The sequence below is a fragment of the Paenibacillus sp. A3M_27_13 genome (genome assembly GCF_024213315.1).
In the GTDB taxonomy this organism is placed as follows: Bacteria; Bacillota; Bacilli; order Paenibacillales; family Paenibacillaceae; genus Paenibacillus; species Paenibacillus polymyxa_B.
In genome coordinates, this window is sequence record NZ_JANAVE010000006.1 from 268,727 (window position 1) to 294,699 (window position 25,973).

The following is a 25,973-nucleotide window of genomic DNA, read 5'->3' on the forward strand; positions in this document are numbered from 1 at the left end:
TTATTTGAATAGCGTTAGCAGTTGATCTTTACGCTGTGTGTGATAGTAATACCGGATAATAAGCAAGTTCATTTTATCAGTAATGCTAACTTCACTATCTTCTCGAAGTATAATTAAGTCTTCGTCTTGTAAAAACTTCAAACAGTGCAGAATAAACCCAATTTGATTCTTCTTGGTATTGCGAATGTTCTTGGCTTTTTCGTTGTATTCCGGCAATGCTCCCCAGGCGTTAATAATGCCAGTAATATCAAGCATAGTCCTTATGGTTTGATTTTCAAGCTGCATTTCGGAATAAGACTGGAATTCGGAGATGTGCTTTTTCATAATATTCTGGATGGTTTCGACTCGAACAAACTGATTTGCTGCAAGCGTGTGGTCCTCACTGTTAAAGAACTGCGACAAGAGGACAATGATACAGAAGTAGAACAAGTAGATTTGCTCGTTCGAATCAAGTCCGAGTCGTTTCTTCAGTTCCGCATTGGAATAGCTTAGGAGATGGTTATCCAGTTGAGGAACGAGAAAGATATTGTTCTCGGACTCAAATATTTTCACATTGGCCTTCGGCTCAAACACTTCGCTCAGGAGCCGCTGTACGTTATCATTGCGGTAAAGTTTAATAGATTCCACGTCTTTTTTATCAATCTTACCGGCATTCACTAGTTGAAGAAACAAGCTAAATGCATCTTCTACCTCACTTTTTTGATATAGCATATAGGTCCCCCCGCTCTACTACGAAGTCGGATAATTTGAAGCCATTATCGAATGTAATTATATTGTCGGTCGGACGAAAAGAAAAATGACCGAGTGGTTGAAGATCTGGATATTCGTCAACCAGTTGCGCCAAACATCGTGATAATGTCGGTAAATGCACCTGGATCTCCTGTTTGATTCTATCGAATTTGTTGTAATCACTTTGGTGAAGATCAACAAGGAACGAGCAAAAGTGTGCTTGGTTTGTTATCTCTTGATAGAACTTCTCATTCTCTTCCTTTAAATTGTCTAGAACCGTTGAAATATGAATTTTGTCATTTTCCAGAAGCGGAAGAAGTACGATACGTAAGTAGCGACTAATTCGTTCCAGACGTAAGCGTTCTTTTTCTTTCTCTTCCATTTCAATCTGCAAAATCAAATCTTCATCCACGACTGGCACTTCAATCTCCCTTTCCTGTTTACGCACCTGCCGTTTTTGTTCGGAGAAAATGACCGCAGGATTAAAATAGGATGGAATCCGAAGCGGCATAAGGGGGTTAATGATTTGTTTGAGCGCATCCAAGTTCGAACCGGTTCGAACCACTTCTTGCAGGACCTCTCGCTCGAAATTAAGCTTTACAGAGAACGCATGTAAGATGAGTGATTCAAGTGCATTCGTCATGGCGTACTGAAGCCTTTGTTTCTCTTCAAAAAGCGACTCGTGAATGGACATCGCATCTTGGATTTTGCGATGAATCTCATGTATCAAATCGAGTCCCTTTTCTTCTTTCTCAGTCAGTTCACCGTTGTAGTAACTGGTTAGCTTCTCATCTACCAGCCCTTTTAAACTACGGAACATTTCGCGTTCGCGCTCCATCTTGTCATGTGCGCTGCTTAAGCGTTGTTCTAGCTCTTGCCGCTTCGAAACACCTAGCGCATCCCGCATAATATCCGAGCGTAAAGAGCGCATCTTTGACTTTTCACTTTGAATGAGACCAATCATATCGATAGCTGCCTTTAATGCTTCATTAAAAAGCCCTTTCAACATCTGTTGTTTAAAGTAAAGTTGTGTGATGGAGATTTGCAGCTCGTTGTACATTTCTTTCGTCTTAAACAGAAATTCAAGTCCCTTGTCTGTTAGCTTGATGTTGCTTCGATCTTCTTTCAGTTCAGATATACTCAGATTGTCATATTCAATCAGGTGAAACGCATATACCTCGTCCGATTTCGCTTCAAAACTATAGTAAGAGAACTTGTGGGGTGCTCCATCATTACGCAAAAACTCACGCACGAGGACAAGTCGGTACTCACTTGCTTGTTCAATGCTTAAGTGAATATCACATCGCTCCGAAAGTAAGGTTTGCAGAAACATGGTTAGACTTTCGGTCGTTGTTGGTGTGTTGGAGAGCATGTTATCGAGTATGAATAGCAGCGTCGCAAGTCCAGCAGATTCGTTCGGGTATTCGCTGTATCGCGTTTTCCCTTGCAAGTTGATGATGGACGAAAAAACGGCGATATTTCGCATCCGTTCATCAAAGCCTTGCAATATGCGTTCAAGATTCATGGTACTCCCCTTCCTCGCCATGCAGACGCAAAAAATCACTTCGGTTTAATCCCTCTTGAGGCAGATAACAGCCGCTATCAACGATTCCTTTTATTTCTAAGCACATTTCATTATCGATGAAACTAAAAAATGCTTCATTATTGGCTTTGGCGTTTTCTTGCTTCTTAGAACGCTTCGGCTTGCTCCGATTTTGGTATTTAGCTATTAACGACTCATAAAATGGAATAAAGGGCGAGATATCAACTGTGGCCACTTTGTGTAGGCTGGAGAAGATAGAAATGCCTTCAGGGTCAATATCACCAAAATAATAAGCATGGATAGTCTTGTCTCGACATTCCTCAATATCATCCATGAATTCGATGCTGCTTATTATCTTTTTGCCTTCGCCATAAATGAGCATATCGAATGTAGTACCGTACCAACAGTTCATACCATTTTTAAATAACAACCGAAGTGTATGGAACGTATCCTTGTTCTCCAAAATCAACGCGTTCACTACCGTCTTTTCCATTGACTCTTTTTTAACATAAAAAAAGGGCTCCGGGGTCCGATAACAGTTGAAAACGTCCAAGTCAATTTTGATGCGATTAAGCAATACGCTCCCGGCTTTACTTGTCATCCATTTCTCATCACCAAACAACTCAAAGGACCGTTCATTCACCGAAACAATGCAGCTGAGGTTGTTGTGACTTTCACTTCGCAGAAACGCATTAATCGCTTCCAAATAAAACATGTCCTCTTGAAATTGATCAGGCGCTTTTAAGTAGAATGTCATCGTCAATTTGGGATGAAAGCTTGTTAGAAGACGACGTTCTAATTGTGGATCCACTGTTGCTTCTTCTACTCGTACCTGGTAGTAGTTGTAGAGTGGGCGAAATAATCCGTTTGTTTTACGAGCGATAACTGGCTGAATTTTATTCTCGGATACAAGCTCTTCCATGATGGCATGAAATCGGTCGTAACCACCTTGTTCATGGTATTCCTGTTTGAGATATCGATACACATATTTCTCTAAATCATAAGTAGCAAAGCGCTTTCCTTTTAAATTACGAATGAATGTTATTATAGTCTTTTTCAATCGCGATTCTCCTTCATGGAAATCAAGGTACTTCTGTTTGTTTCAAAATCATTAACAATGCAGTAGATACAATATTTCTCCCTTCATGGCAAAACCATACCAAAACGCTTATCGTGGTAAATAGTCAAATGTCGATTATCTCCGCGATGTTCATCTGGTTTCTAGGAACGACCGTGATATAACAATTTTATTCATTAATCTAGGAATCAGATTAGTCAGTAATCCTGAACTGCGATAAGGATTGAATCGGACTAACTTTAGAAAAATAGCAATCCCAGAGTTACGCAGCCTTGTTGCAGCAACCATTTGACGATAGATAATAAATGCTATGACTATTGCTACTGCCAAAAAAGATGCAAAACAGAAGCACCGATTGATTCTGTAACTGAATACATAAAGAAGAACGGGGCTATTAGCATAATTCCTGCAATAGCCTCATCAATAGAGATTTTCTGTTTTCTTCTCCGTCTTCTAGCTATTAATAATTTCCCCTTATTCTGTATATATCGACAATAAAGTGATTGGAATTAATAGGTAGAAGGAATTCAATACGGAATTGAACCGCGCGTGGATTCTGATCAGGCTATTAATATTTCTACTGTTAACGTTACCCTTGGCGCCTGGGCGGACCATGTAAAAAGGCCGGCACATTGGCCGACCTGATTTACCGAGGCTCAAAAGCTGCTGTGCGTTCCTTATTTGATTTTCCATGATTCAAATTTACGTCATTAAATGTGAGTCAAGATTGCTTTTGGAACATTGGACGGGTTTAATTATCACTAATGTGATGGTAATAGTGATCGCAATTCGAAATAGGACAAAGTGAGGATGGATAATGAATGACAGATATCACAAACGAAACAAATACAAACAAGCAAGAATACGAAATAATTAGTGATGAGGACGCTATCGAGCGAGGGTTGTTGGTAGACACCAGTAATGGACTATCTGAGGCAAAGACCCTGAAGACCAACCTGAGCAAACCCAGGAATATCAAGGAGGTGATGAATAACGGTATGCAGTATCTCGGCACTCGTCGAGGTTATAGCTGCAGAAATTGGCACAACCGAATCGCCGGCTGATTCAAACAAGACAAAATACGGAGCGTGGTATGGGCTTGACGGAAACCCGTGGTGTGATATGTTTCAAGCATGGTGTGCAAATCAAGCCGGAGCTCTGGATATATGCGGTAAATATGCTTATACCCCATCACACGCTAACTTTTTTCAGAACAAAGCAGCAGAAAGATGATTATGCATTCTTTCATAACGACACGCGTATTTGCCATATCGGATGGGTAGAGAAAGTTATTGATAATGACACCGTACAGACGGAAATGGTTCAGATGCTTATGGTGGACAAGTACAACGTTGCAAGCGTTCCATTAGCGGAACAAGGTCGTTGTACATAGCTGGCTTTGGATGCCCTGCATACGTAAGCGGTTGATTCAAGAAGCTCCATCACAATTAGTAACCCTATGACTGTTATTTGCAATTCAACAATGGCTTCTGTTGTATCATATAAGTTAGTCGTCTTTTTAAGTAGTTGGAGCTGATCAAGATTCCCTGCAGTTTGTGAGGACAGGAATCAAAAAGCCTTTTCAAACTGGTACTATCCCCTTTTAGTGGACAAGAGAAATAAAGACATCTGATAAGATGGATTTAATCTTGTTGAACGGAGGGGATATTTCATGGCCCAAAAGACAACCCCTGTTTGATCACTAAACGAATAGAAAGCAGCGTCAAAAAAGCCATGAACATGTTCGCTGTTTTTTCATACCGAGTGGCCAGTCGTGGATAGTTTTTTGTTTAGTTAGCAATGAAATCAAAAAACCTCTCATCCTTAAGGATTTATTTCTAACCCAAAGTACTCACCATCAACAGATTGCTTTAAATCAACTACACCCATTTTTAAGTTTATTTTTCGTATGAAGTTGAATGCTTTATTTTCAATATCATTTGGTAATTTATAAATACTGAATTTACAATTCCTAAGGCTTCTCCAATCAACCTCTTCGGTTTCTATTAATACAGTTGTTATTTCATTTCCAAACAATGCTCACGGAAATGTCGAGTCCCTTCAATGAACTCCTGATACATTGTTGAGCAAACCGTCATGTTGAGATCATCTTTCAAATCTTTTCGTCTATTTCAATTGCACTTAGTGAGGCTTTTCTTGTACCATGCATTGGTTTAATAAGTAGGCTTCTATTTAAACCATCAACAAAATTCAAAAGATCACTTTTTATTTTGAGTGACAATAGTTTAGAGTAAATGAACCCCTATTCCTTCGCAGTCTACATTTGTATTAGAAGCAGTTTCTTTTTCACTAATACCATTAATGTCTCAAAAGTTTTAATATTAATTTATTGGATTATAAACTTTATTAAGTTGAACATCTCTCATGTAATCACGGTATAAAGGGATGCCCTCAAATAATGATAAATGTTTCTTTGCCTCACAGGATATTATTCTTACATCAGTATCACTTACTTCTATGATTATAAAATAAAAAACCTCGTAACCCATATCATTAAATGCTATTAACCCCTCTAAACTTTTCAACGAGTCTAGGAATGAGATTGCTTTGCAAAAATAAAATGCTGCTTCATTAAAATTATTTGTTCGACAATAAATTAATGCAATATTATAAAAGGCGTGAGTAAAATCCGGATTAAACTCTAAAATCTGATGAAATCGTTGTATTGCTCTTTCGTTGTATCCCAAGTCTTTTAACAAATAAGCCGAGTTAAATAATGCGTATGGATGATTGGGGTTGAGTTTAATTGCTTTATCAAAGCATTTAAGTGCTTCCCAAATGTGCCAACAATCCTTAAGTAATAAACCTTTATTGTTGTATGCGTCATAGAAATAAGGGTTCATTTCAATACAAATGTCATAGCAAATTATGGCCATTTCATATTCCTTTTTTGCTGCTAGACATAATGCGATATTAAAGAAATAATTTTCCGATTGACTATCATCATCATTATCAATTGCTTCAACGAACTTATCTATTGCATCGTCGTAGTGCCCCTGATGATAATACATAAGCCCGAGGCTATTAAATACAGCGGCAGAATACGGATGTATCTGCAATGCCTTTTCGTACATTTCTTTTGCTTGGTTAAAATCTTCACGTGCCTCAAAGTAATTACCTAAAAGATCATAAGTCTCGAAACGTTTAGGGAAATTATCCAACATATGTTGGATAATTTCGAGGATTGTTTCATCATTAATAGAAAGTAAACCATAGTTATACCAAACTAAACAAGAACTCTTACATACTGGTGCAATTCGGCGATAAACGAGTTTTGCTTGATTATATTTGTGCTCTTCAATAAGATTCTCAGCTTCAATTAATTCGTTCTCAATATTATTTAGAATCGAACCAATTGTAGAATGAACATCACTCAATACATTACTAACAGTATTTACTTTTATAGCCAATGAAAAGTTAACGTAATACATCTCAATAATTCTAGTAAATTCTTTGAGGGAGTCCTCTGAAAATAGATTAAGAGTGTCCACTTTTATTGTTGTATCAGTCTCGTTATCCACTCTTTTCCAGCAAATGCTGGGTTCGCCATCTGAAGTAATACATACAACCATTAGTATTACTGGGCGACCATAACTTTTCCAATAATCCAGGTTCTGTTGAGTTACCGTTATACATAATTGCTTATTTTTGTTTATGTAAAATCTCGTTCGCGCTTTAATCTGAATAGAAATAACTGGTGGAAAGTTTCCAATTGATTTTGTTAGTTCTAGGTCAGCATCGACCCCTTTATCATGGTGCTGTATGTTCCGCATCAGAAATCCATAAGCTGCAGATTTCCATGTAATGATGCCAATACCTTGTTGTTCAATTAGTTTATTATGATCCTCATTCATTACATTCCCTCACTAATCATGGTTGGGTTATTTACATTAAAAAAGTCGTAAAAGTAGGTCTCCGGTAAACCCATAGCCTCAGTTATTAGGTCAAACTGGTTAACAGACATATTCTTATTTCCTATCACAACAGCATTACTATTCCCATATTCATTCTTGATCTGCACAAATTGTGTTGGTTCACTCCCTTGTTTTAGATATCTATTTAATTCTGCTCAAATTGTAGGTGTATGTTTCATATCAAACCCACCCTCCACATAAAAATACCAATATTCTACAATCATTTACCATTTTTGTTCAATGATCAGTGATTGTCAATATCTTTTTGCGCATCTACGTGAAAGTTTTTTATAAGGGTCTTTCTGTAAACGCGAAAACACCCTGCTTGTATTATGCAGCGGGATGTTTATTTGTAACTAACAGAGTCGGACAATTCTGTCCAAATCAATTCATTATTATTGCTGTTCCGCAGGTATTGTTGCAATAATGTCTTTCCCTTCATTAGGAAGAGCTTTTTTGCCTTCATAGATGATTTTGCCATTTTCATCGAATGTTCCAAATTTAACTTGCTCTGTTTTCCACAAGTCCTTAAAGAAATCTATTTTTCCTGTGAAGATTGGTCGATCTCCCCATTCCTTATTATTTACTTGGAGCACATTTGGAATCACACTCTTGTTGGGTTTACTCGTGCTTATTTGGCCTTCCCATTTAACCCAACAGCCCCATCTATAACCACAGCATATTGTGCTATTCCTCTATAGGCATAAATAAAGTTGTTGCTCTGTTTGTTGGGGGAGTAATAAGTTCCTCCATCCCCTCCTTCTTCAGTGCTGGCGAGTTCCTCATGTAGAGAAATCCTTGGTAATTGGATAGATGCGTTTCTGGATTCTTCTAGTTTATTGCTGGCAAAGCGTTGGAGTAGAGTTTGACTAGGCTTATAAATAACAACTGTTTTGGTATCAGGATTCCACAGTACTTTTGCATTTAATGCTTTCCCTATAAAACGAAAAGGTACATATACAGCACCTTCTTTAACAGTAGGATTTATCCCGACAGAAACCTTCTTATCGTTGACATACGCACTATTACTACCCACAGTTAGTTTCAGTTTATTTTTCGTATCTGAATCGGTTACTGTAACCGTCTTGGTTTTGTTGTCCCAGTCCACTTTTAGATTTGGAATAAGTGAAACTGTTCGTATTGGAACTAATGTTACATTGTCTATGACAATGGGATTCTGCCCATTGGCCACGCTACCATTAATATTTAAAGAAAGTTCTTCCTGACTTGAAGCTGCCATTGCACCCGTTGCGGTTAGCATTGCCAAGCTTAATAATAAGCTACATACAAATAAGCTCTTTTTCATCAATTCGATACCTCTACATAAGAAGTTTCAAAAACAAATCTCTCTACGACCTAGAAGAATGGCTCATTAAAATGGATGTATTGAAGATGGAAAACTACTAAGTAAATCGTATTTTCCATGTAGTCAATCAAGGGATGCCCTTTTCATCCCGAATATAGGGAATAAACGTTAAGAAGAATCATTTATTTTTCAAACGTTTTTGTAAGAGAGTCTCGAACTTCTGACAAGCATCATCATAATTAACGTACTGTTGGCCATACCGTCTCTCCAATCGCTGTAGCCAATCAGTATACAACTCATTTACTGTAACTGATTGTATTTGTTCCAACGTCATTCGACCCAGTACATTTCCACAATATGAAGCAATGGAGCACTCAACATTAACTTGGCGCCATTTCGTTTTTTTGGACACCGGTAGCTGCTGCTTAATTGAAGGTAAAAAATCAATATTAAACCGCTCAACGTGTGCCTGAAGGGCGTGTAAAGTGCTATTTTCATCAGTTTGACAAAAAAAACCGCCACGAACTCGATTCCATCCATAAAGGCGCATAAATTCTATGGTCATCAAATTTTCCGCATGCTCGGCCGTTGGGAAATCACAAACTCCGAGAGGCAGCTTACGAACTAACTCCTTCGGACGATGAAGTTGAGTCCAAACAGCCCCCTTCCCTTTCCAGTGATTTTTAATCCTCTTATCTATTTGGGTGGAGGTTCCAACATAAAAACAATCATGTTCTAGTTTCAATGCATATACAGTATAATCCTGTTTTTCCCTTGTTATATGCTGTTTGAGCAATATTCGCAATTCGTATAAGCGTTCTGTAATTAGATTACGGACAAAAGGATTTTCGGAATGATATTTTTGAAGTGACTTATACTCTGTATCATACTCCGCATAACTATATTCTGAACTAGACTCGCAACTATCCATTGGGCTACCTCCTAAGTAATTTAGTGCTACCGGGCTACTTTTTTAGAGTTACCCTTTTCAAGTTTTAATTACCTCTTTACACTTGTGTAACTCTAAGATGTTTTATACTTATATGTAAAACTCTTATTGGCGTATAGTAATTGTAATGATTGATTATACTGCTAATAGCCACCCGGGAAAGGGCCACACAATTACACAACATCATGAGGACATTGAGTTGCTGTAGAGCGCAGTTATAGCACTCACCGTCATACATATAAGATAGCGTGTCACTTAAGTTGGTAACGAGAAGTACAACCTAATCCAATAGAAAGTGGGCTGCGGGGAACGCCTGACGGCCTTATTTGTGCTTTTTAACTCTATTCTCTGCTAGAAGATTGTCCAACTACGCGGAGTAGCTTCAACGAGTCCTCATCAATTCCCTTTTTCCCACAAAATTCTGTTGAACATGACTTTCGTAGTTTAGCAGAGACATAGATAGTTACTATTCGTCCAGATAAATAAGTTTGGTACGAATCACCAACGTTTCACGATTCATATTCCGTTGTACAATTCTTTGTGTTTCATCCGGATCTCCAGTAAAGCCCAAATAGTCTAAGATGGTAACACCAAGCCCTTTTTCCATAGAAACAATTGCTTCTACAATGGGATCATTATTTTGGGGCTTTTCTCCCCCCCAAGCGGGAACGGAATTATGTCTGCTGCCATAATTTAATCTCCCTTATCGGTTGAATAACTACACTATATCACGGCTGGTATGCTGAATTGCTATATAAAATAATACCTCCCCTAGAACAGAGCCAATGACTAGACTGTACGAGCTAATATAGAGCATAACAGCATAGTAAAACTTTAGACAAATATACTTTAATGGATCAAACTATAATGGATTTTTGAACTTGGAAATACACAAATAGGTCACCTTGAGTCAGGCGACCTATTTGTTAAACAGTTTTATACCGGACGATTCAATATAAAATATAGTCGATAAGGCTAACAAATATACCATGTATATCTCGAAAATTTATTTAGCATAATGATAATCTATGTATTACTAGAGCGTGTCTTCAAAGTGTTTAAGTAGGAATATATTGGTTAAAACCATTAAGATACGAATGCAATCCGGGCTTTTTATGGAAGAACAGCGGGCCATCCCCGTGATTCCAGGTAAGAAAAACCGCCAAGTGCCCCCGAAATATGATCGGACATCTACAAAGAACGTCACTTAGTAGAATGTTTCTTTAATAAAGTAAAAAACCACCGTCGTCTGGCGACTCGCTATGATAAATTAGCGTGTACGTTCAAGGCGTTTTTAACCTTGGCATCCATTGTAGTGTAGCTTGCTTAAGTTTGAAGACACGCCCTAGTTCTTAAATTAAATAACAATTCCAAAACCAATTCATATGTTCTTACTAATACTTTGATGTCACAAAATCAAAATGTACTTTTGCTCGAATCCGATTTCATTGTTGCACTCAAACCTTTAATGGATTGCACTGGAATGTATGTAATTCCGTTAATAACTTTTGGAGCTGCACTAAACGTATAAGACTTACCATTATAGAATATCATTTTACTGCCAGCTTAAAGTTACCTTATATTTATCTTTAGTTAGACCAATCGTTCCAGTGATAGCTCCTTTACACGCATCTCACATCCAATTATATACAAAAGATATTATACAGCACATAAAGCTCAGCCCTTTCACAATCTTGCTAGCCTGAAGGCGGGCCTTGTGGAACGTGTATCATTCATTGATCGAACGTGGATAACCCATACTTCCTGCCCATTAAAGCCAGTTCACAAATCGAATCCTACTTCAAGAACGACCAAATTCCGGTCATGCCATACCCCACACGTTGCAGTCGCCGCCTCGAGTCAACGAGTCCCACATCAGTCCTATATCAATCAGATCGTGATGGTCGATCTCTTCGTTTAGTATAATGGAAGATTAGCCCGTTTGTAATATTAACTAGAATTCAAGACCAACCTTAACTTGTAATAGTCACTTTCCAATATTCACTTGTTCTACTAGTATTCTTTCTTTCTTCAAAAGTAAATAACAAGAAAGTGATATGAATAATGTAATAATAGATAAAATAACATATATATAATTTAATGATATATAATTCAACAAAAAACTTAGTATTAAAAACAAACTACATTTTATAATATTTTGAATAAAACTCATTGACGATTGATATGTGCTCATATAGTCTAAATTATTTGCGGATTCAATGATGAATATTTCAAATCTGAATAAGATATAGGAAAAAATAATTTGTTGGAATATTATAGATATAAAGAATATCGTTGGGTGATTAAAAATCATAAATAATAATGAAAAAGGTAAAATAAATATAGGTAAATAATCCAATTTTTTAAACTTATAAACATAGACACCGATATTTGATAAAAGAGGAAAAAAAGCATATACCATTCCGTACAATTCCACTGGCACCTTATACTCTTGGAAGAAGAATTGATAATATTCAAAATTGAAAATCAAAAATGAAGATCCTACACTGAAAAATAGCAACTCTGTTAAGCGAATTCTACTCGTAAAAATAATTGAAATTGTATTTTTTAGTACAAGACTCATTCTATCAACATTGTTATTACAATCAATCTTTGGTAAACCAATAAAAAGGACTGTAGCTATAGCTCCAAAAGCAAAAGTAACATAAAAATTTATTGAAGGATTTAACGCAAACAAAAGTCCGCTTACTAAAGTAAAAATAACATTGAAAAAATTTTGTGAAAACTGTATTTTTTTTTTCAAATCCTCAATTTTTAAATCATACTTTTCACATAGCGCCTTATAATAACTATTTTTAGAACCAGATAAACATGCTGCTGATACTGCCAAAAATATGTTAGTAAGAATTAATCCTGTAAAATCAGGAAATAGAACATAAAATAAAGCGTGAATAGAGAAAAATGCTATTCCAACAATTGAGCTTCTTCTATTTCCAAAACGATCAGCTAAAAGTCCTGTAGGTATCTCAAGTAAAAATATCGAAAAAGAAAAAATAGTCTTCAATAAAGATAATTCTTGTACGGTAATCAAAAACGAAAGCATATAAGCAGTTCGAATAGAGAGAATTAAGTTTTGTGAAGTTAACACTTCCGAAAAGATAATCTGCTTCTCAATTGTAATTTTTTTCATTACTTTGGCCTCTTTCAAAAAAATAATATTCTTTTATGAAATCAGAGTATACCTTTAAAGTAATCGTTTTACGTATAATTTATCGTCTTAACGAGAGAACTTTTCTGAGCCAAAGTAAGTATCTTGAAAGCCCTTTGCTACTTTGCTTAATAAAGAGAAGTAGAACCCTAAACGGTGACAGCAAAGCACCTTGTTATTGGATTACAATAAGTAGAGCCGCTTGAGAAAAAAGCAATCATTAGGAAAATAAATGTCAAAATATTATTTTATTTTATGTTTAATTTGTAATTACTTATTTTCTCTGTAAGTAGTACTGTCTCAAGATTATTTTTATGATGCACCTCTATATTGTCATGGCATTGCAATAAATACTGTAACATACATATATTCGCTTGAATAAAATTAGGAAAAGGAAGAATCACTCCATTTAATTCTATCCATTTATTCTCACTTAAAAGCCCATCATTATTTTCAATTAATGTTTCTTGAATTTTCACCTCTATAGTTATACTAAGTCCTTTCAATATAAAAGATTCTAATTTCCCATGATTATAAAAACAGTCACTCAGGTAGATTTTCTTTTGTGTAAGGTTTAAAATATAATTTAAAATATGTGGCAATCCATCAAATATACTAATATTCACGAGATTATACCATTCTATTTGAATATAATTTGATAATGACAAGTCCATAAATTTAGCATATTGCGGATCAAAGATCCTTGTGTATGGAACTACATAATTTATTCCTCTACTAATTAATAGATTATGTAGCTTAACCGCCTCATTGTAATTATTAGTGAACGGCTTTTCTATGACAAAATACTTACTACTAAATGATTTTTCTAATATACTATTGATGAGATTTAATTTAGGTTCAATGGGAAGAGAAAAAATTAAAATATCATAATTGGAAATCAACTCTACTTGGCTATCCAATAATAAATTAACATTATATTTACAAGCAAGACTTTTACTTTTTTCGTTGATTTGCCTAGTCACAAGAGTAATTTCTGCATTTAAAAATAAAAAGGAACTAAGAAATCGTTCAGCGCTTATACCAGTTCCAAAAACAGCAATTTTAAAGTGACTATCAATTAATAAATTCATATAACATTCTTCTGGACCAATAATCCATCTTAGAAGGAGGAATTTGTTTTGTCCCTATAAGTGGTCTACTAATCCATTCTTCATTTTCAAACCAATCTTTATCCTCGTAAATTATTTCATATTTTTCTGGATCTTCATATATGGGTGTACCAGGAAATAATCTTAATTGATTAAAAGTTACTAATGTCGGCTGAATTTTTTTAACAAATTTTATCGTTTCTATAAGATCCTCTTCTGTGTCCCCAGGACTGCCAAGAATAAAAGAAGCATGATACTCTAGTTTATGTTTCTTTAGAATTGCTATCTTTTCTTCTATAAACTCACGTGATAAGTTTTTTTTAATTTTTTCAGAAGATGAGCTATTTATGGTTTCAATTCCTACAAAAACTCTATAGGCCCCTGCTTCCTTTAAAGAAAGTATCCTACTTTCGGAAATATCTCTTATCCTTAAATTTGATGTGAATCGAATATCTAGTTTTCTTTTTTTGACTTCATCAAGAAAATCATCTATTCGTCTTTGTGAAAAAGCAAATGTATCGTCTGAAAAGAAAAAACTTTTGAATCCTTTTTTGAGTAAAAACTCTATTTCATCACAGAAACGATCAATATTAAACAGACGGAATTTAGATAATTTAGTTCGAACACAAAAAGCACAGTTACTTGGGCACCCCCTTGATGACCGAACTATTGTTTCAGAATCTCTATTATAGTATTTCTTTAAGTCGTACAGCTCTCTGTTATGAGTGGGTAGTATATTTAAATCTGAAACTTCAGTTACAAGAGGATTATTGACAACATTTTCATCAAATCTATAGGAAATATTAGGTATAGAATCAATTTCATTTTCATTATTTAGATAAGTCAAAAGATGTACCAATGTAAAGTCATTTTCCATTCTTAAAACTATATCAATACATGAATGTTTATTAAGTATTTTTTCAGGAATAAATGAAGCTACTTCACCTCTAATGCAAACTATACTTTTAGGGAACTCTTTTTTAGCTAGTTGTGCTGCTTTAATTGCTTCAATGTGATTAATCGCTGTGCCTTCAATGCAGATAATTTTAGGACTAAACTCTTTGATATGATTATATAATTGAATCGAGTCTATGTTATTAATCATGCAGTCTATTAAATAATTAGAAAAACCTCGTTCGTTGAGTATACTACTCATCATACACAACTCTAGAGATGGTAACATAAGATAGTTATTGTAGCAGTTTCGTGGGTGAATAAAAAGCACATCTACTTTTTTCATGAATATACCTCCTTCTTTTTGATTGGTAAATTTGAAACTTTGCAAGTATTTTTACATTTCTTATGTTTTGATAAAATAAAAGCTGTACTATCTTTATGAATGTTCCCCAATAAATTTCCATTCATAAAGTTGCAAACATATACATCACCTTTTGGTGAAATACTGATATTAGTATTGCATTGGCATCTATTCATATGTGTAAACTTTTCATAATTTTTTTCTGATATTTTTTTTTCTTGGAATAACTGTCTTGTTACTTTCAATAAACTCAAATCATGAAAGAAAAGATTAATATTTTGAACATCATTAAACATAACAAAATTTCTATATATTTCAGAATAATGGGAGTCAAGGCTGTGATGAAGTATTTTTTCTCCTTTCCTTTCCGCTAAAAAGCTAATATCAGAAACATTCTCTTTTATTGCTAGATCAAGAAGTTCTTTAAGTTCATTTTCATTCTCCTTAGTTACCGTAGTAGCAATTCCAACATTTACACTTGGTGCAAATCTCCTCATATTTCTTATTCCATTTATTGCTTTTTCCCATGCTCCTTTTTCCCCTCTATTTTCATCATGTTTCTCAGGGCTAATACTATCAACACTAATCATGCATTTCTTTATAGAGGATTGATCGATTTTAATTGCCATTTCTTTATCAATTAATGTACCATTACTCATTAAAATTTGATAAATCGGAAATTTTTTTATATATTTTACGAATTCAAAAAAATCTGGACACAATAATGGTTCCCCGTAAGTGTAATATAAATAAAAAAGCCCCTCTTCGACCAACTCAGGAATAAAATCTTTCAATTTTTTTATATTAGTGGCATTATCTTCTTCTTTATTAACAAAACAATGCTTGCATTTCAAATTGCAGTCAAAACTCAAACCAATATGTGCAGACAATATCAATTTAATGCACCTTCTTTCTTAAGACATTTATAAAGACTGTTAGTATGATCTTGATCTTATAATTTCATAAAACAAGTGGGTTCAAAGGAAATCCCTTTAAACCCACTTGTTCGCTTAGCAATGTAACATATAATTACGCTCTTTGACAGTTGGTTTGCTCCATACTTTCATGTTTATCACCTCCTTTGCAAACTTCTAATATTTTCGCCTCAAGAAACCTGTTAAGTAATATCTCTACATCTTCAGTAATTTCATCCTTTGTAACTGCATATTCTTGTAATAAAAAAGTATAGAGTTCTTCGATAGATTGAGGCTTATCCTTAAAAAATGAATAAATATCGTAGGCGACCATATCCATTTCAAAAGTACTTCCGCTATTTGTGTCAAAAACCATAAAAGTATTGTCAATAACTCTACCAATTAATGACCTATTACAACTAAATATTACTTTTTCTTGAATAATATAAATCACCTTCTATCAATAGAATATGTATCCATAAACAAAATAACATTTACAATCAAATCCAATATATGATTTTACTCACATTTCCGAACATTTTTTATTGATAGTTGTTTCAATTTGTACAGACAATACAAGTTGGCTATGTTCAAAGATAAGATTATACAATGTGAAAATGTTTTAATTCAAATAACTTCCATTACAAAAGAATTATTCGTGCTTTTTAGATTCTCTGTGTGCATTTATATTATTCTAAATAAATATGGAAAATATTTATATCTATCATTTTTTGAAGGGACTACACATACACACACTCAAATCACGAAAGGGAAATATGCTATGTCACAAATTGGCCAGATTGGTTTCAAGAAGTGTTACGCCAACGATTTTATGACTTAGAACAACAAGCTTCATGTTCATCAGAGGACAACAATCTATTCACTCAAATCAATCAATTTAAAACCAACCAAAACGAGGATATCGTCTATTACAAACAATCCATCTATATGGGGAGGGGTAAAAGACGGGACGCGATTGAATCTTCACGTCATGCAATCAAGAGCTTTTGTTAGCTCATTTATCGTTTTAGCTATGAGTTCTTTAGTCTACAAATTTAATTACTATGTACTATTTAAGCTTAAATGTTTTCGTGTATACTCATTCCACTTTTCAAGGCAAAAACAAAATGCGCTGGTGAGAGAATTGTAATTTTCTCCACCAACGCATTGAACAAATTATCATCGAATTGTTCCAGTATATCTTACCGCAAGCTTAAAAGTTGAATCATCTCATCGACACGTTTCCTTGCTTTGTTCCTTCTAGTCCTCTTCTTTCTCTAATATCATCATCTGTTGCCGTAACTCGTTTAGCCCACCTCATACCTTGATTAAAACACAAATGACCCACAAGGGGCTCTTTTTCAAAATGTCCTTCTCGTAGGTCATAGCTCAGATCTAATCATAAGTGTCTTTTTGGCACTTTCTTTATTTCAAAAGTCAAACAACGGAGTAGACAAGTAACGTTCACCTGTGTCTGCCAAGAGCACGACAATGTTTTTGCCTTTATTCTCAGGAAGCTTCGCAATTTGCGTCGCCGCATAGGCCACAGCTCCGGAAGAGATACCGACAAGCAGTCCTTCACTTCTGGCCAGTAGCCGTGCTGTTGCAAAAGCATCCTCATTCTTGACTTTGAACACTTCATCCACATATTCACTGTTGTAGTTATCCGGAACGAAGCCTGCTCCGATTCCCTGAATATGGTGCGATCCAGGCGATCCGCCGGAAAGCACCGGTGAATCGAACGGTTCCACGGCGATGATCTTGACCGAAGGTTTGCGCTCTTTCAGCACTTGGCCGACGCCTGAGACCGTTCCGCCGGTGCCGACGCCTGCAATAAAAATGTCCACTTCGCCGTCGGTATCACGCCATACTTCCTCCGCTGTAGTTTTACGGTGGATCTCCGGATTGGTAGGATTCTTGAATTGCTGCGGAATAAAGGAGTTTGGGTTCTCGGCAGCCAGTTCCTCCGCACGTTTAATCGCGCCTCTCATGCCTTCCGCTCCTGGGGTTAACACCAATTCGGCACCAAGCGCAAGCAGAAGCTTACGGCGTTCGATACTGAATGTTTCGGGAAGCGTAATGATCAGTTTATATCCAAGAGCCGCAGCGGCGAAAGCCAGCCCAATTCCGGTATTGCCGCTGGTCGGCTCGATAATGACAGAGCCTTTATTGATTAGTCCTCTATCTTCGGCGTCTTTGATCATCGCATAACCGATGCGGTCCTTTACACTGCCGGCGGGATTAAAATATTCCAGCTTAGCAATCAAATTTGCCTCAATATCTTGGGTTTGGCTGTAGTTCGTTAATGCCAGTAAAGGGGTGTTTCCGATGAGATCTGTCAGATTCTGATAAATTTTAGCCAAATTAATCCCTCCAAACTATTAATTCCTACCTATTTACTATAATATTGATGCTATCACAGAATTTCCCTCTCCACAATACCTTATTTTCCCTCTGGCTCCATCTGATATACAGCAAATTCGGGTCAGACATCAAGCAATGACGTTAATTAGCCGAATCGTGTAATCGATCAACGCATCAAACACTTGACGGAACTGGATTTTGGCTTCCCTACAAGTCGTAAATATGGTACGGACCGATCCTTCCGTTCAGCAGGGCAAATCTTATAACCGTCCGTCGTGCGGAGGAGAGTATGCGGTAAGCCATGCTTTTATGCTCGTAGAAGTCCAAAAAGGAAAAAAGCTTTTTTCAATTTCGCTCGGCATCCCCCGTATTCCTCCAAGGCGATAACTTTGCGATAAAAGTCCTGTAACAGGCTTTAAAGCCCCACGGAAGAAAATAAGAGGTGCATCGAACAGTCCGTAGAAAACAGATCGTTTTTTTAAAGAGTCCAGATAATTCTTCCATAGGAAGTTCAGTATATCGGTTAATAAAAATCATGGGGGCTCTATAGTATGAGGCATACGGCATTTGGGGATATGGTGCCGTCAAAATCGATCAAAATCATATCCAGCTTGGAAATTTCCGCCACGCTGCCACCTGCTTTCCGCGATTTCCGTAGAATTACTGCGCATGATTCGACCAGACGGCTTGTTCGGCGGCTTCCAGGTCGATTCTCTCCAGCAGCTCTGCGTCAATTCCCTTAAGCGAATTCAACAAGTATTTCACCCCGGTCTGCTTCATATCCTCATACTGAAAAGAGGTCGATGGCACACCAATGAAGGGCGCATTCAACGATTTAGCGACCTCGGCCACCGTGTTCACATCGTCGATGAACAACACCTCATGGTATTCCAGTCCATAAATGTCGCGGGTAATCTCTTTGATCCCCGGCCGAAAATCGTTAGTACATATATACGTTTCAAAAAAAGGCTTGCAATACTCATAATGGCTCAGGAGTTTCTCTTCCGCCAATCCGCCGTAACAAACTAGCCTTACATTCTGCGTGGAGAGCAGATTCAGAAACGCAAGGGCACCGTCAATAAGTCCCGAATCATGATTTGCCATATAGTTATCCCGTTCCCCGAAAAAATCCCGGAGCGAGTCGGCTTCGCTAGAGCTTACCCGGAACAGTTGTTTCAAGTAGGCGACCGCTTCCGAACGCTGCCGCGAAAAAACATTTCTCTCGATTTCGCGGGTATAGGGCATTCCCGCCTTCTTTACCAAGGATTTCAGCACTGGACTGAATGTGTCGGTCAGCAGGATGCCATCCACATCACATGCAATCAGTCGAATTGTATTCATAGCTCAGTCTCCTTTGCATTTATTTTTGCAGTATTTCTTGTTCCGGGGGCTGCCCTGCGGTTGTAGCTTCTAAATCTTTTACATCGGCGGGAGCCTGCTTCTGTGATTTTTTCTTTTTGGTTGGCGGTGAAGCAGCTTCACGGAGCTGTCCTTCTCGCAAGCCGGCGAGAAACTCCTCGGCCAGCAACAGGGATTGTATTTCATAGCTTCCGGCTTTGGCACCGTCTGACATAATCAGCCCTTGGAGCTGCAGCATATGGTTGTCTCCAACCTGAAAAGCTTCATGGCGCTCACTGTGTAAGACCACTTCCGCTGTCCGCAGAATAGGCCGCGTTAGCTTAATATTCATCGTTTTCAACACCGGGAGCAGTCCGCTTAACGGACGCTGGTCCGATCCGTTCTGGGCATAACCGAACACCCGCAAGCTTTGGCGGCATGCCTCCAGCAATACGACTGTGTCATGCCAGACTCCCGGAAAATCGCTGAAATAGGGGTTTTCAGGATCGATGCACAATCGGCACTCTAAACTTTCGCGATCCTTGCTGCTCTCCGCTCCGCTGATCATTACATTAATGTGTAGTCGTTTATTTACAAGCTCCTTAGATACAGGCAAAGACAGAGAAGTGTCATGTGTCCAGCTGGATGCTGCATCTCGCTCAGGCGGCAACAAATGCTTAATTTTATATGTCCCGCTGGCGACCAGACGTCCCTCCTGTATAATTTCTGTTTTGTAGCAGCCGAGATCCACTTCAGCTCCGCCGGCCGGCGGAGCGACCGCATGAACAACAGCTTTATTCGCTTTATGGCAATAATCATGAAATGCAAGCTGAGCCTCATACACAAAAACCGGTTCTTTCGGGTCCAGTCCCAACCTGAGCAGTTGCCCGGTTTTAGCCAATTGTCCCATCGCCTCAGCCAACTGCAGCCCGGAGATATGATCAAGCGGATGATCAAAAAAGAAAGGATGCGTTTCGTCGACAATTAAAGTTCCAGTCATGGTAAACGGATCATCTGAAGTAATGCGGACCTTGTCGCAAAGAAGATTTTGGGCAATCTCCTTCTGCCCACCATACACAGCCTGTATAGTCTTCTGATCCCAGCATTCCGGCAATGCGGCAGCCCTTGAAACCCTCCGCTTATTCCAGATATGACCGGCCAAACGACGTACGGTTATCTCTTCCTCAAGGAAAAGCTTGAGCAGTTCATTCCCTGCTTCCGGCGTATTCCATTCATGAAACGATGTCGCGATAGCCCGCACAATTTTCATTATCACAATAGAATCCGAGCTAAGCTGTGCCAAAGGACGGTCGAAAGAAATCTCTGCGGCAAGATAACCCGTCGCAGCGGCTACGATATTGGCAATAAGTGGCGAGATGTCATCTTCATCGGAATTATCTGCCACAGCCAGGGCCGCTTCCTCTGTTATGGAATGTTGAGGCCGGATTCTGGTCAATAATGTTGTCAATGGAGCAGAGAGGTCCGCCACCCAGTACCTTTCAGGGGCAAAGGGGTACGTCGGTAGGCTGCGTCGCCGCGGCTGCGCCCCCGTATACAGCCTGCTCCAGTCCAATGTCACCCCCTTTACCCATAGATCTAACAGCTGCGAGTATTTGCCTTTGGCCATCCAAATCTCCAGCACCTGCCGCATATCTTCATCCTTAAACAGCGTTGCCGTCTCGTGCCCCCGGTTTGCTCTTCCGCGGAAAATATCAGTCCTTCCCTGCATGAACCCTTCCAGTTTGAACTCCAGCTCCTGAAGGCTGCCAGCCGTGAACGCCAAGCGTTCTTCCAGCGCCTCGCGTCCAGTTTGAAGCGTGTAGGCGATATCTGCCAGTTCCCTTTCGTCAAAACGCTGGGCACGAATTTCGGCAAGCCATTGCTGGACAATGGCCAATAACCGGTCTTCCGTTTTCGCTGACCATACAAACAGCAAGGGATTGCAAGCAGCAAAATGTTGTTCCGTGTCTGAAGGTCGTTCGTCACGGTACTCCTCGATCACCACATGGGCGTTAGCTCCTCCGAAACCGAAAGAACTGACCCCGGCTCGTCGTGGAAGCAGGTGTCCGTGCTCATCCTCCGGTGCTTTCCATTCGACGGTCTCCCGCACAATATAAAACGGGGTATTCTCCAGACGGATGTGCGAATTCACCGGATCGCAATGCAGGCTTTTCACCAATGTTTGATGCTTCAATTGGAGCACTGTCTTGATGACTCCCGCGATGCCCGCGGCAAGCTCAAGGTGGCCGATGTTCGATTTCACCGAACCCAGGCCGCAATGGGCTTCACGAATATGCGGATCACCAGTCTCCTCGTAAAGCGCTTTAAACGCCGCCTTCAGCCCGTTGATTTCAATGGGATCACCAAGCTCGGTGCCTGTGCCATGGGCTTCGATATATCCGACGGTCCGCGGATCAATTCCGGCTCGGCGGTAGGCTGTCTGCAGCAGCGCGGCTTGCGCATTCGGATTGGGTGCCGTTAGGGAGTTGGCGCGCCCTCCGTGATTCTCGGCCGACGACCGGATGACCGCGTAGATCGAGTCACCGGCCTGTTCGGCGGCTCGCAGCCTCTTGAGCACCAGCATCCCAATCCCTTCTCCGCGCACATAACCGTTGGCAGCGCTTGAAAATGTTTTGCAGCGCCCGTCCTGAGCCAGCATTCCTGCCTTATTAAAGCCGATATGGGCATCGGGAGCAATCAGTGTATTGACGCCTCCAACGATGGCCATGCTGCAACTGCCGTTCTCCAACGCGCAGACGGCGCGGTGGATGGCAATGAGCGAACTGGAACATGCGGTTTCCACGGGCTCGCTCGGTCCATGGATGTCTAGAAAGTAGCTCATCCGGTTAGGTCCCATTGACGGCACGATCCCACTGAATGTATAACCTTCGATGGGTAAGCCTGCTCTGGAGACCAAATTGCTGTATCCGCTGCCCGCTGTTCCCACAAAAATCGCCGTATCGGTGCCGGCGATACTACTCGCAGCATAACCGGCATCTTCAAGCGCCTTCCAAACATACATCATTAAAAGCCGTTGCTGAGGGTCCATGAGTTCCGCTTCATGGGGAACAATGCCGAAAAATGCGGGATCAAATTCATCCACACCCTCGATAAATCCGCCCCATTTCACGTTGGTTTTATTGACCTCCGTGAGGGGATCGCCGTATATTTCCCGCCAATCCCAACGGTCTTTGGGAATTTCGGATATGCAGTCCTTGCCGGAAACGAGATTATCCCAAAATTGCTCCAGGTTATCAGCCATCGGAAACCTGCCGCTCATTCCGATAATGGCAATCGGTTCCTGTTGCACAGTAGCCTGCGTCCGAAGCTGCGGCGAAGTCTCATGCCGTCCAGCCCGCTTTGCGGCCGAATCCCTGGACATAGGAGGAGATGCTTGTCCAGCAAGCATCTCTTCCTGCAGAAAGCGTGCACTTCCCGGCTTTAGAGAGACTGAACAGTCCGTCAGGTTCTTCTCGGGTTTATCTTGCAGTTTCGCCGGATTCTCCGGTGAAACTGCGTTCCCTGCTCCAGTGATATGTTTTGCGGTAAGCTTCACCCGATGTTCCTGAACCAGATATTGAACGAGACTGTCCAGATTCGTCTGCTCAAAAAACAACGTGGGACTCAACTGCAACCCATACTCATCGTTGATACGATTGGCAAGCAGGGTGAAGCTCACAGAGTCAAAGCCATATTCACTCAGTTCGTTTTGTCCATCAAACGACTCCTCTACGATCTTGAGTAAATCGCAAATCAGCATTGAAAGCAGCCGTTGCACAGCTTCAATTAATTGGCTATCTCCGCCTGCTGCGGCACTATAGGCTTCTCCGATCATCTTCAATTGCTGCGCTGCTTCTTCACGGCTCAAGCTCCCGTCCCTAATGCGGCTGTATATACGAGATTCCATGCCTTCTCTCCTTTCAGTTTGCACCCAAAATCCGGAGTAGTTGCTCTTCCGTCAGTTCTCCCTGCACAATCCGATCAACAAGCTGCAAGTAGTCATTTTCGCCCTGCTTATCGTTTTCCGGTCCTGTCACATCAGTGGAATGTCCAGCACTGTCCACATCCAAATTCACGGTAGAAACGCGCATTTCTTCGTACGCCGCCTCCGCCGGCTGCTTCACATTTACCAGGTAAAGCGTCAGACTGTACAACGAAGGATGCTCATAGAATACTTCTGGCGAGAGATCCAACCCGTATTGTTCATTTAGAAGCTCGGCAAACCGGTGAAACAACGCGTAATCAAATCCGTATTCGCTCCATTCACCCTGGGGATCAATGGAATCACCCTTAACCGCAAGCAGCGCCGATGCTGTTTCAAGCAACACAGCCAGCACCTCCCGGATCGCACGATCTAAACCTTTGCCGGCGCTGTCGCCGCATGCCGGCGAATCCAGCAATTGAGGCCGCGACACCACCCAGAGTTGCTTCAACCGGATCATGTCCCCCTCCATGACCAAGGCTTGCGATTGGCCGGCTGCCCAACATTGCCCCAAAGCCCACATCCCCGTTGCCGTCTCTAGCGGCAGCATCCCAAGACGCTGCAGCATAAGCTGCTCTGTAGGCATATCCACCTGCATACCGCCGTCCCTCCACAGCGGCCAATTGATGCTCAAGGTACGGCCATGCCGTTGTCCCAGCGTTGTCAGTTCGTTTCTGTAGGCTGCATAAGCGTCCATGAACCCATTAGCTGCTGCATAGTCGGCTTGACCGGCATTTCCAAACGCTCCCGCCAACGAAGAGAATAGCAGAACGAAATCCAATGGTATACTTTTACTTGCCTGATCAAGATTCACCAGACCACGCACCTTCGATGCCAACACAGCATGCAGTTCATCTTCCGTTTTCTTTATTATGAAATTGTCGCGGTGTATACCGGCACTGTGAATGATGCCATGAAGAGCGCCGTGGCGGATGCGAATATCATGAATCATTGCGGCAGTCGCTTCACGGTCGGCTACATCGATAGAAATATACTCAACGCGGGTATCCTCATTTAAGGACAGCCTCAGCTTGTCCAGATCCCCCTGTGCTATCGCAGAACGGCCGGTAAGGATCAGCGTCGTCCCCCTCCAGGTACGGGATATTTCGTGGACCATAATCCTCCCGAGGCCGCCCGCGCCGCCTGTAATTAAATAGATTCCGTTATCTTTGCAGGGCAACGCAGGACATTCTTCCCTGCGCTGCACCAGCATATGCCATTCCAGCATCCGGCATTTATCGGCATCATAACGGATATGCTTCATATCTGGCCGAGTCGCGCTTTCCTGCAATTTGCGGAGTAATTCTGCAGCGCTATCGTCAGATGCGGTTTCGATGAGCTGTCCAACCAGCTGGGGATTTTCCGAAACGGCTGTTTGCAGCATTCCCGTTAATCCTGCCAATAGGCGCTGTTCTCCGCAATTTGGTATCGCTAGTTGAATTAGCACTTTGCCGCACGGCTTATCTTGAATAATGCTTTGGAGCTTTCGGAATGTCTGGGTAGCCGCTTCGCTGAAGCATTCATCGGCTCCGTTCGGCTCCCGGTTGAAGCCCAAATTCAGCACCTCGGTGGATGGCAATGTATCTAGGCATTGCTTAAAATCTTCGTATATAGCCTCGTTCTCCATTCCAAGTAGTACCACATGCTTGATGAAAGGCGGAACAGCTCCAACCGGCTCTTCTGGGCATTCACTCCAACTGGGCGCCAGCAGAAGTGCTCCCACTGAGTGAACAGCGTCTTTCGTCTGCGGAAAGAGCGGATCACCGTCGCATTCGCGCTTCCTAAGGCCCAGCTTATCCGAGGCAGGAAGCATTTTGGGTGTCTCCATTCCGATCAAGCGCTCCACGGCCCGTACCATCAATCCGGACAACCGGACACAGACCCGACCACCTTCCTCGCACAGGTCGATGTCCAGCTTCCCGGTGCCGCCTCCTCCTTTCCGGCGCCGGATCCACGCCCACATCCGTTTGCTCAGCTCCCCGTGCACCTCCAGGCTCTCCAGCGCAAAGGGCAACATTACCCGCTGATCTTCCTCGCCCAGCGCCAATCCCATGCAGCTCTGCAGCGCTCCGTCCAGCAGTCCCGGATGCAGTACATACTCCCCCCAGCTACTTTCCGCCGCCTCCGGCAGCCTCAGCTCCGCCAGCCCTTCGTCCACTCCTGTCCACACCGCTACGACCGACCGCATGCTCGCTCCGTAGCAAAGACCCACCTCCTCCAGAGCCGCATAGCACGCCTCTTTGCTCACCTTCCGACCGCAACGTCCGCGTATCGCTTCCAGTTTCACCTGCTCTCGCTC

General features: G+C 40.5%; 20 protein-coding genes and 3 pseudogenes. 2 read left to right on the top strand and 21 right to left on the bottom strand.

Features of this window, described 5'->3' with window-relative positions; translation table 11 throughout:
- The 3 genes from NLX82_RS20385 to NLX82_RS20395 are packed head-to-tail and all read right to left on the bottom strand — an operon-like array spanning position 1 to position 3,332.
- Positions 1-711, bottom strand: a complete 711-nt coding sequence (locus tag NLX82_RS20385; protein ID WP_254348966.1) for a DUF6063 family protein — start codon at positions 709-711, stop codon at positions 1-3.
- Entirely contained in the window at positions 692-2,254 is a 1,563-nt protein-coding gene (locus NLX82_RS20390; protein WP_254348967.1) for a hypothetical protein, read from the bottom strand. Before NLX82_RS20390 ends, NLX82_RS20385 begins: the two co-directional genes overlap by 20 nt.
- On the bottom strand, positions 2,244-3,332 hold the full coding sequence (locus NLX82_RS20395) for a Wadjet anti-phage system protein JetD domain-containing protein (protein WP_254348968.1): 1,089 nt from the start codon (positions 3,330-3,332) through the stop codon (positions 2,244-2,246). The genes NLX82_RS20390 and NLX82_RS20395 overlap by 11 nt, the downstream gene beginning before the upstream one ends.
- Positions 3,333-4,171: 839 nt before the next feature.
- Between NLX82_RS20395 and NLX82_RS20400 the strand changes: the two genes are divergently transcribed.
- Together NLX82_RS20400 and NLX82_RS20405 are read left to right on the top strand one after the other, a co-directional pair.
- Positions 4,172-4,414 carry a hypothetical protein gene (locus NLX82_RS20400; protein WP_254348969.1) on the top strand — a complete coding sequence of 81 codons (243 nt, stop codon included), beginning with the start codon at positions 4,172-4,174 and terminating at the stop codon, positions 4,412-4,414.
- Complete coding sequence (locus tag NLX82_RS20405; protein ID WP_254348970.1) at positions 4,390-4,743, top strand: hypothetical protein; 354 nt, start codon at positions 4,390-4,392, stop codon at positions 4,741-4,743. Before NLX82_RS20400 ends, NLX82_RS20405 begins: the two co-directional genes overlap by 25 nt.
- Positions 4,744-5,692: 949 nt before the next feature.
- Here the strand turns inward: NLX82_RS20405 and NLX82_RS20410 are convergent.
- From NLX82_RS20410 to NLX82_RS20480, 18 genes and pseudogenes are all read right to left on the bottom strand, one after another.
- Positions 5,693-7,225, bottom strand: coding sequence for a tetratricopeptide repeat protein (locus tag NLX82_RS20410; protein WP_254348971.1), 1,533 nt, complete (start codon positions 7,223-7,225; stop codon positions 5,693-5,695).
- A 29-nt stretch (positions 7,226-7,254) separates the two neighbouring features.
- A pseudogene (locus NLX82_RS20415) lies at positions 7,255-7,464 on the bottom strand (transcriptional regulator); the annotation flags it as partial.
- A 216-nt stretch (positions 7,465-7,680) separates the two neighbouring features.
- On the bottom strand, positions 7,681-7,881 hold the full coding sequence (locus NLX82_RS20420; protein WP_254348972.1) for a hypothetical protein: 201 nt from the start codon (positions 7,879-7,881) through the stop codon (positions 7,681-7,683).
- Between the two features lie 35 nt (positions 7,882-7,916).
- Positions 7,917-8,591 (bottom strand): copper amine oxidase N-terminal domain-containing protein, encoded by a 675-nt coding sequence (locus NLX82_RS20425; RefSeq protein WP_254348973.1) that lies wholly within the window; start codon positions 8,589-8,591, stop codon positions 7,917-7,919.
- A gap of 178 nt (positions 8,592-8,769) precedes the next feature.
- A complete protein-coding gene (locus NLX82_RS20430) occupies positions 8,770-9,522 on the bottom strand; it encodes a GIY-YIG nuclease family protein (protein ID WP_254348974.1) in 753 nt (250 codons plus the stop codon).
- A gap of 484 nt (positions 9,523-10,006) precedes the next feature.
- Complete coding sequence (locus NLX82_RS20435) at positions 10,007-10,147, bottom strand: hypothetical protein (RefSeq protein WP_254348975.1); 141 nt, start codon at positions 10,145-10,147, stop codon at positions 10,007-10,009.
- Positions 10,148-10,956: 809 nt separating this feature from the next.
- The gene (locus NLX82_RS27825; RefSeq protein ID WP_367995891.1) at positions 10,957-11,094 is read right to left on the bottom strand and encodes a stalk domain-containing protein; all 138 of its coding nucleotides are present in this window, start codon (positions 11,092-11,094) and stop codon (positions 10,957-10,959) included.
- Between the two features lie 433 nt (positions 11,095-11,527).
- A complete protein-coding gene (locus NLX82_RS20440) occupies positions 11,528-12,691 on the bottom strand; it encodes an MFS transporter (protein WP_254348976.1) in 1,164 nt (387 codons plus the stop codon).
- 266 nt (positions 12,692-12,957) lie between these two features.
- Positions 12,958-13,800 carry a Gfo/Idh/MocA family oxidoreductase gene (locus tag NLX82_RS20445; RefSeq protein WP_254348977.1) on the bottom strand — a complete coding sequence of 281 codons (843 nt, stop codon included), beginning with the start codon at positions 13,798-13,800 and terminating at the stop codon, positions 12,958-12,960.
- Positions 13,784-15,058: a B12-binding domain-containing radical SAM protein gene (locus NLX82_RS20450; protein ID WP_254348978.1), complete on the bottom strand. Its 1,275-nt coding sequence runs from the start codon at positions 15,056-15,058 to the stop codon at positions 13,784-13,786. The genes NLX82_RS20445 and NLX82_RS20450 overlap by 17 nt, the downstream gene beginning before the upstream one ends.
- Positions 15,055-15,966, bottom strand: coding sequence for a radical SAM protein (locus tag NLX82_RS20455; RefSeq protein WP_254348979.1), 912 nt, complete (start codon positions 15,964-15,966; stop codon positions 15,055-15,057). Before NLX82_RS20455 ends, NLX82_RS20450 begins: the two co-directional genes overlap by 4 nt.
- Positions 15,967-16,105: 139 nt before the next feature.
- Positions 16,106-16,366, bottom strand: coding sequence for a PqqD family protein (locus NLX82_RS20460; protein ID WP_302055915.1), 261 nt, complete (start codon positions 16,364-16,366; stop codon positions 16,106-16,108).
- Between the two features lie 1,054 nt (positions 16,367-17,420).
- On the bottom strand, positions 17,421-18,353 hold the full coding sequence (gene cysK / locus NLX82_RS20465) for a cysteine synthase A (protein WP_254348981.1): 933 nt from the start codon (positions 18,351-18,353) through the stop codon (positions 17,421-17,423).
- 661 nt (positions 18,354-19,014) lie between these two features.
- Complete coding sequence (locus NLX82_RS20470) at positions 19,015-19,695, bottom strand: HAD family hydrolase (RefSeq protein ID WP_254348982.1); 681 nt, start codon at positions 19,693-19,695, stop codon at positions 19,015-19,017.
- Positions 19,696-19,714: 19 nt separating this feature from the next.
- Entirely contained in the window at positions 19,715-20,962 is a 1,248-nt protein-coding gene (locus NLX82_RS27945; RefSeq protein ID WP_483312065.1) for an AfsA-related hotdog domain-containing protein, read from the bottom strand.
- A 216-nt stretch (positions 20,963-21,178) separates the two neighbouring features.
- Positions 21,179-22,993: pseudogene (locus NLX82_RS27950) on the bottom strand (type I polyketide synthase); the annotation flags it as partial.
- Between the two features lie 282 nt (positions 22,994-23,275).
- Positions 23,276-23,599: pseudogene (locus NLX82_RS27955) on the bottom strand (acyl carrier protein); the annotation flags it as partial.
- 13 nt (positions 23,600-23,612) lie between these two features.
- Positions 23,613-25,973 (bottom strand): type I polyketide synthase (locus tag NLX82_RS20480; protein WP_254348984.1); only part of this gene is annotated, 2,361 nt, incomplete at its 5' end.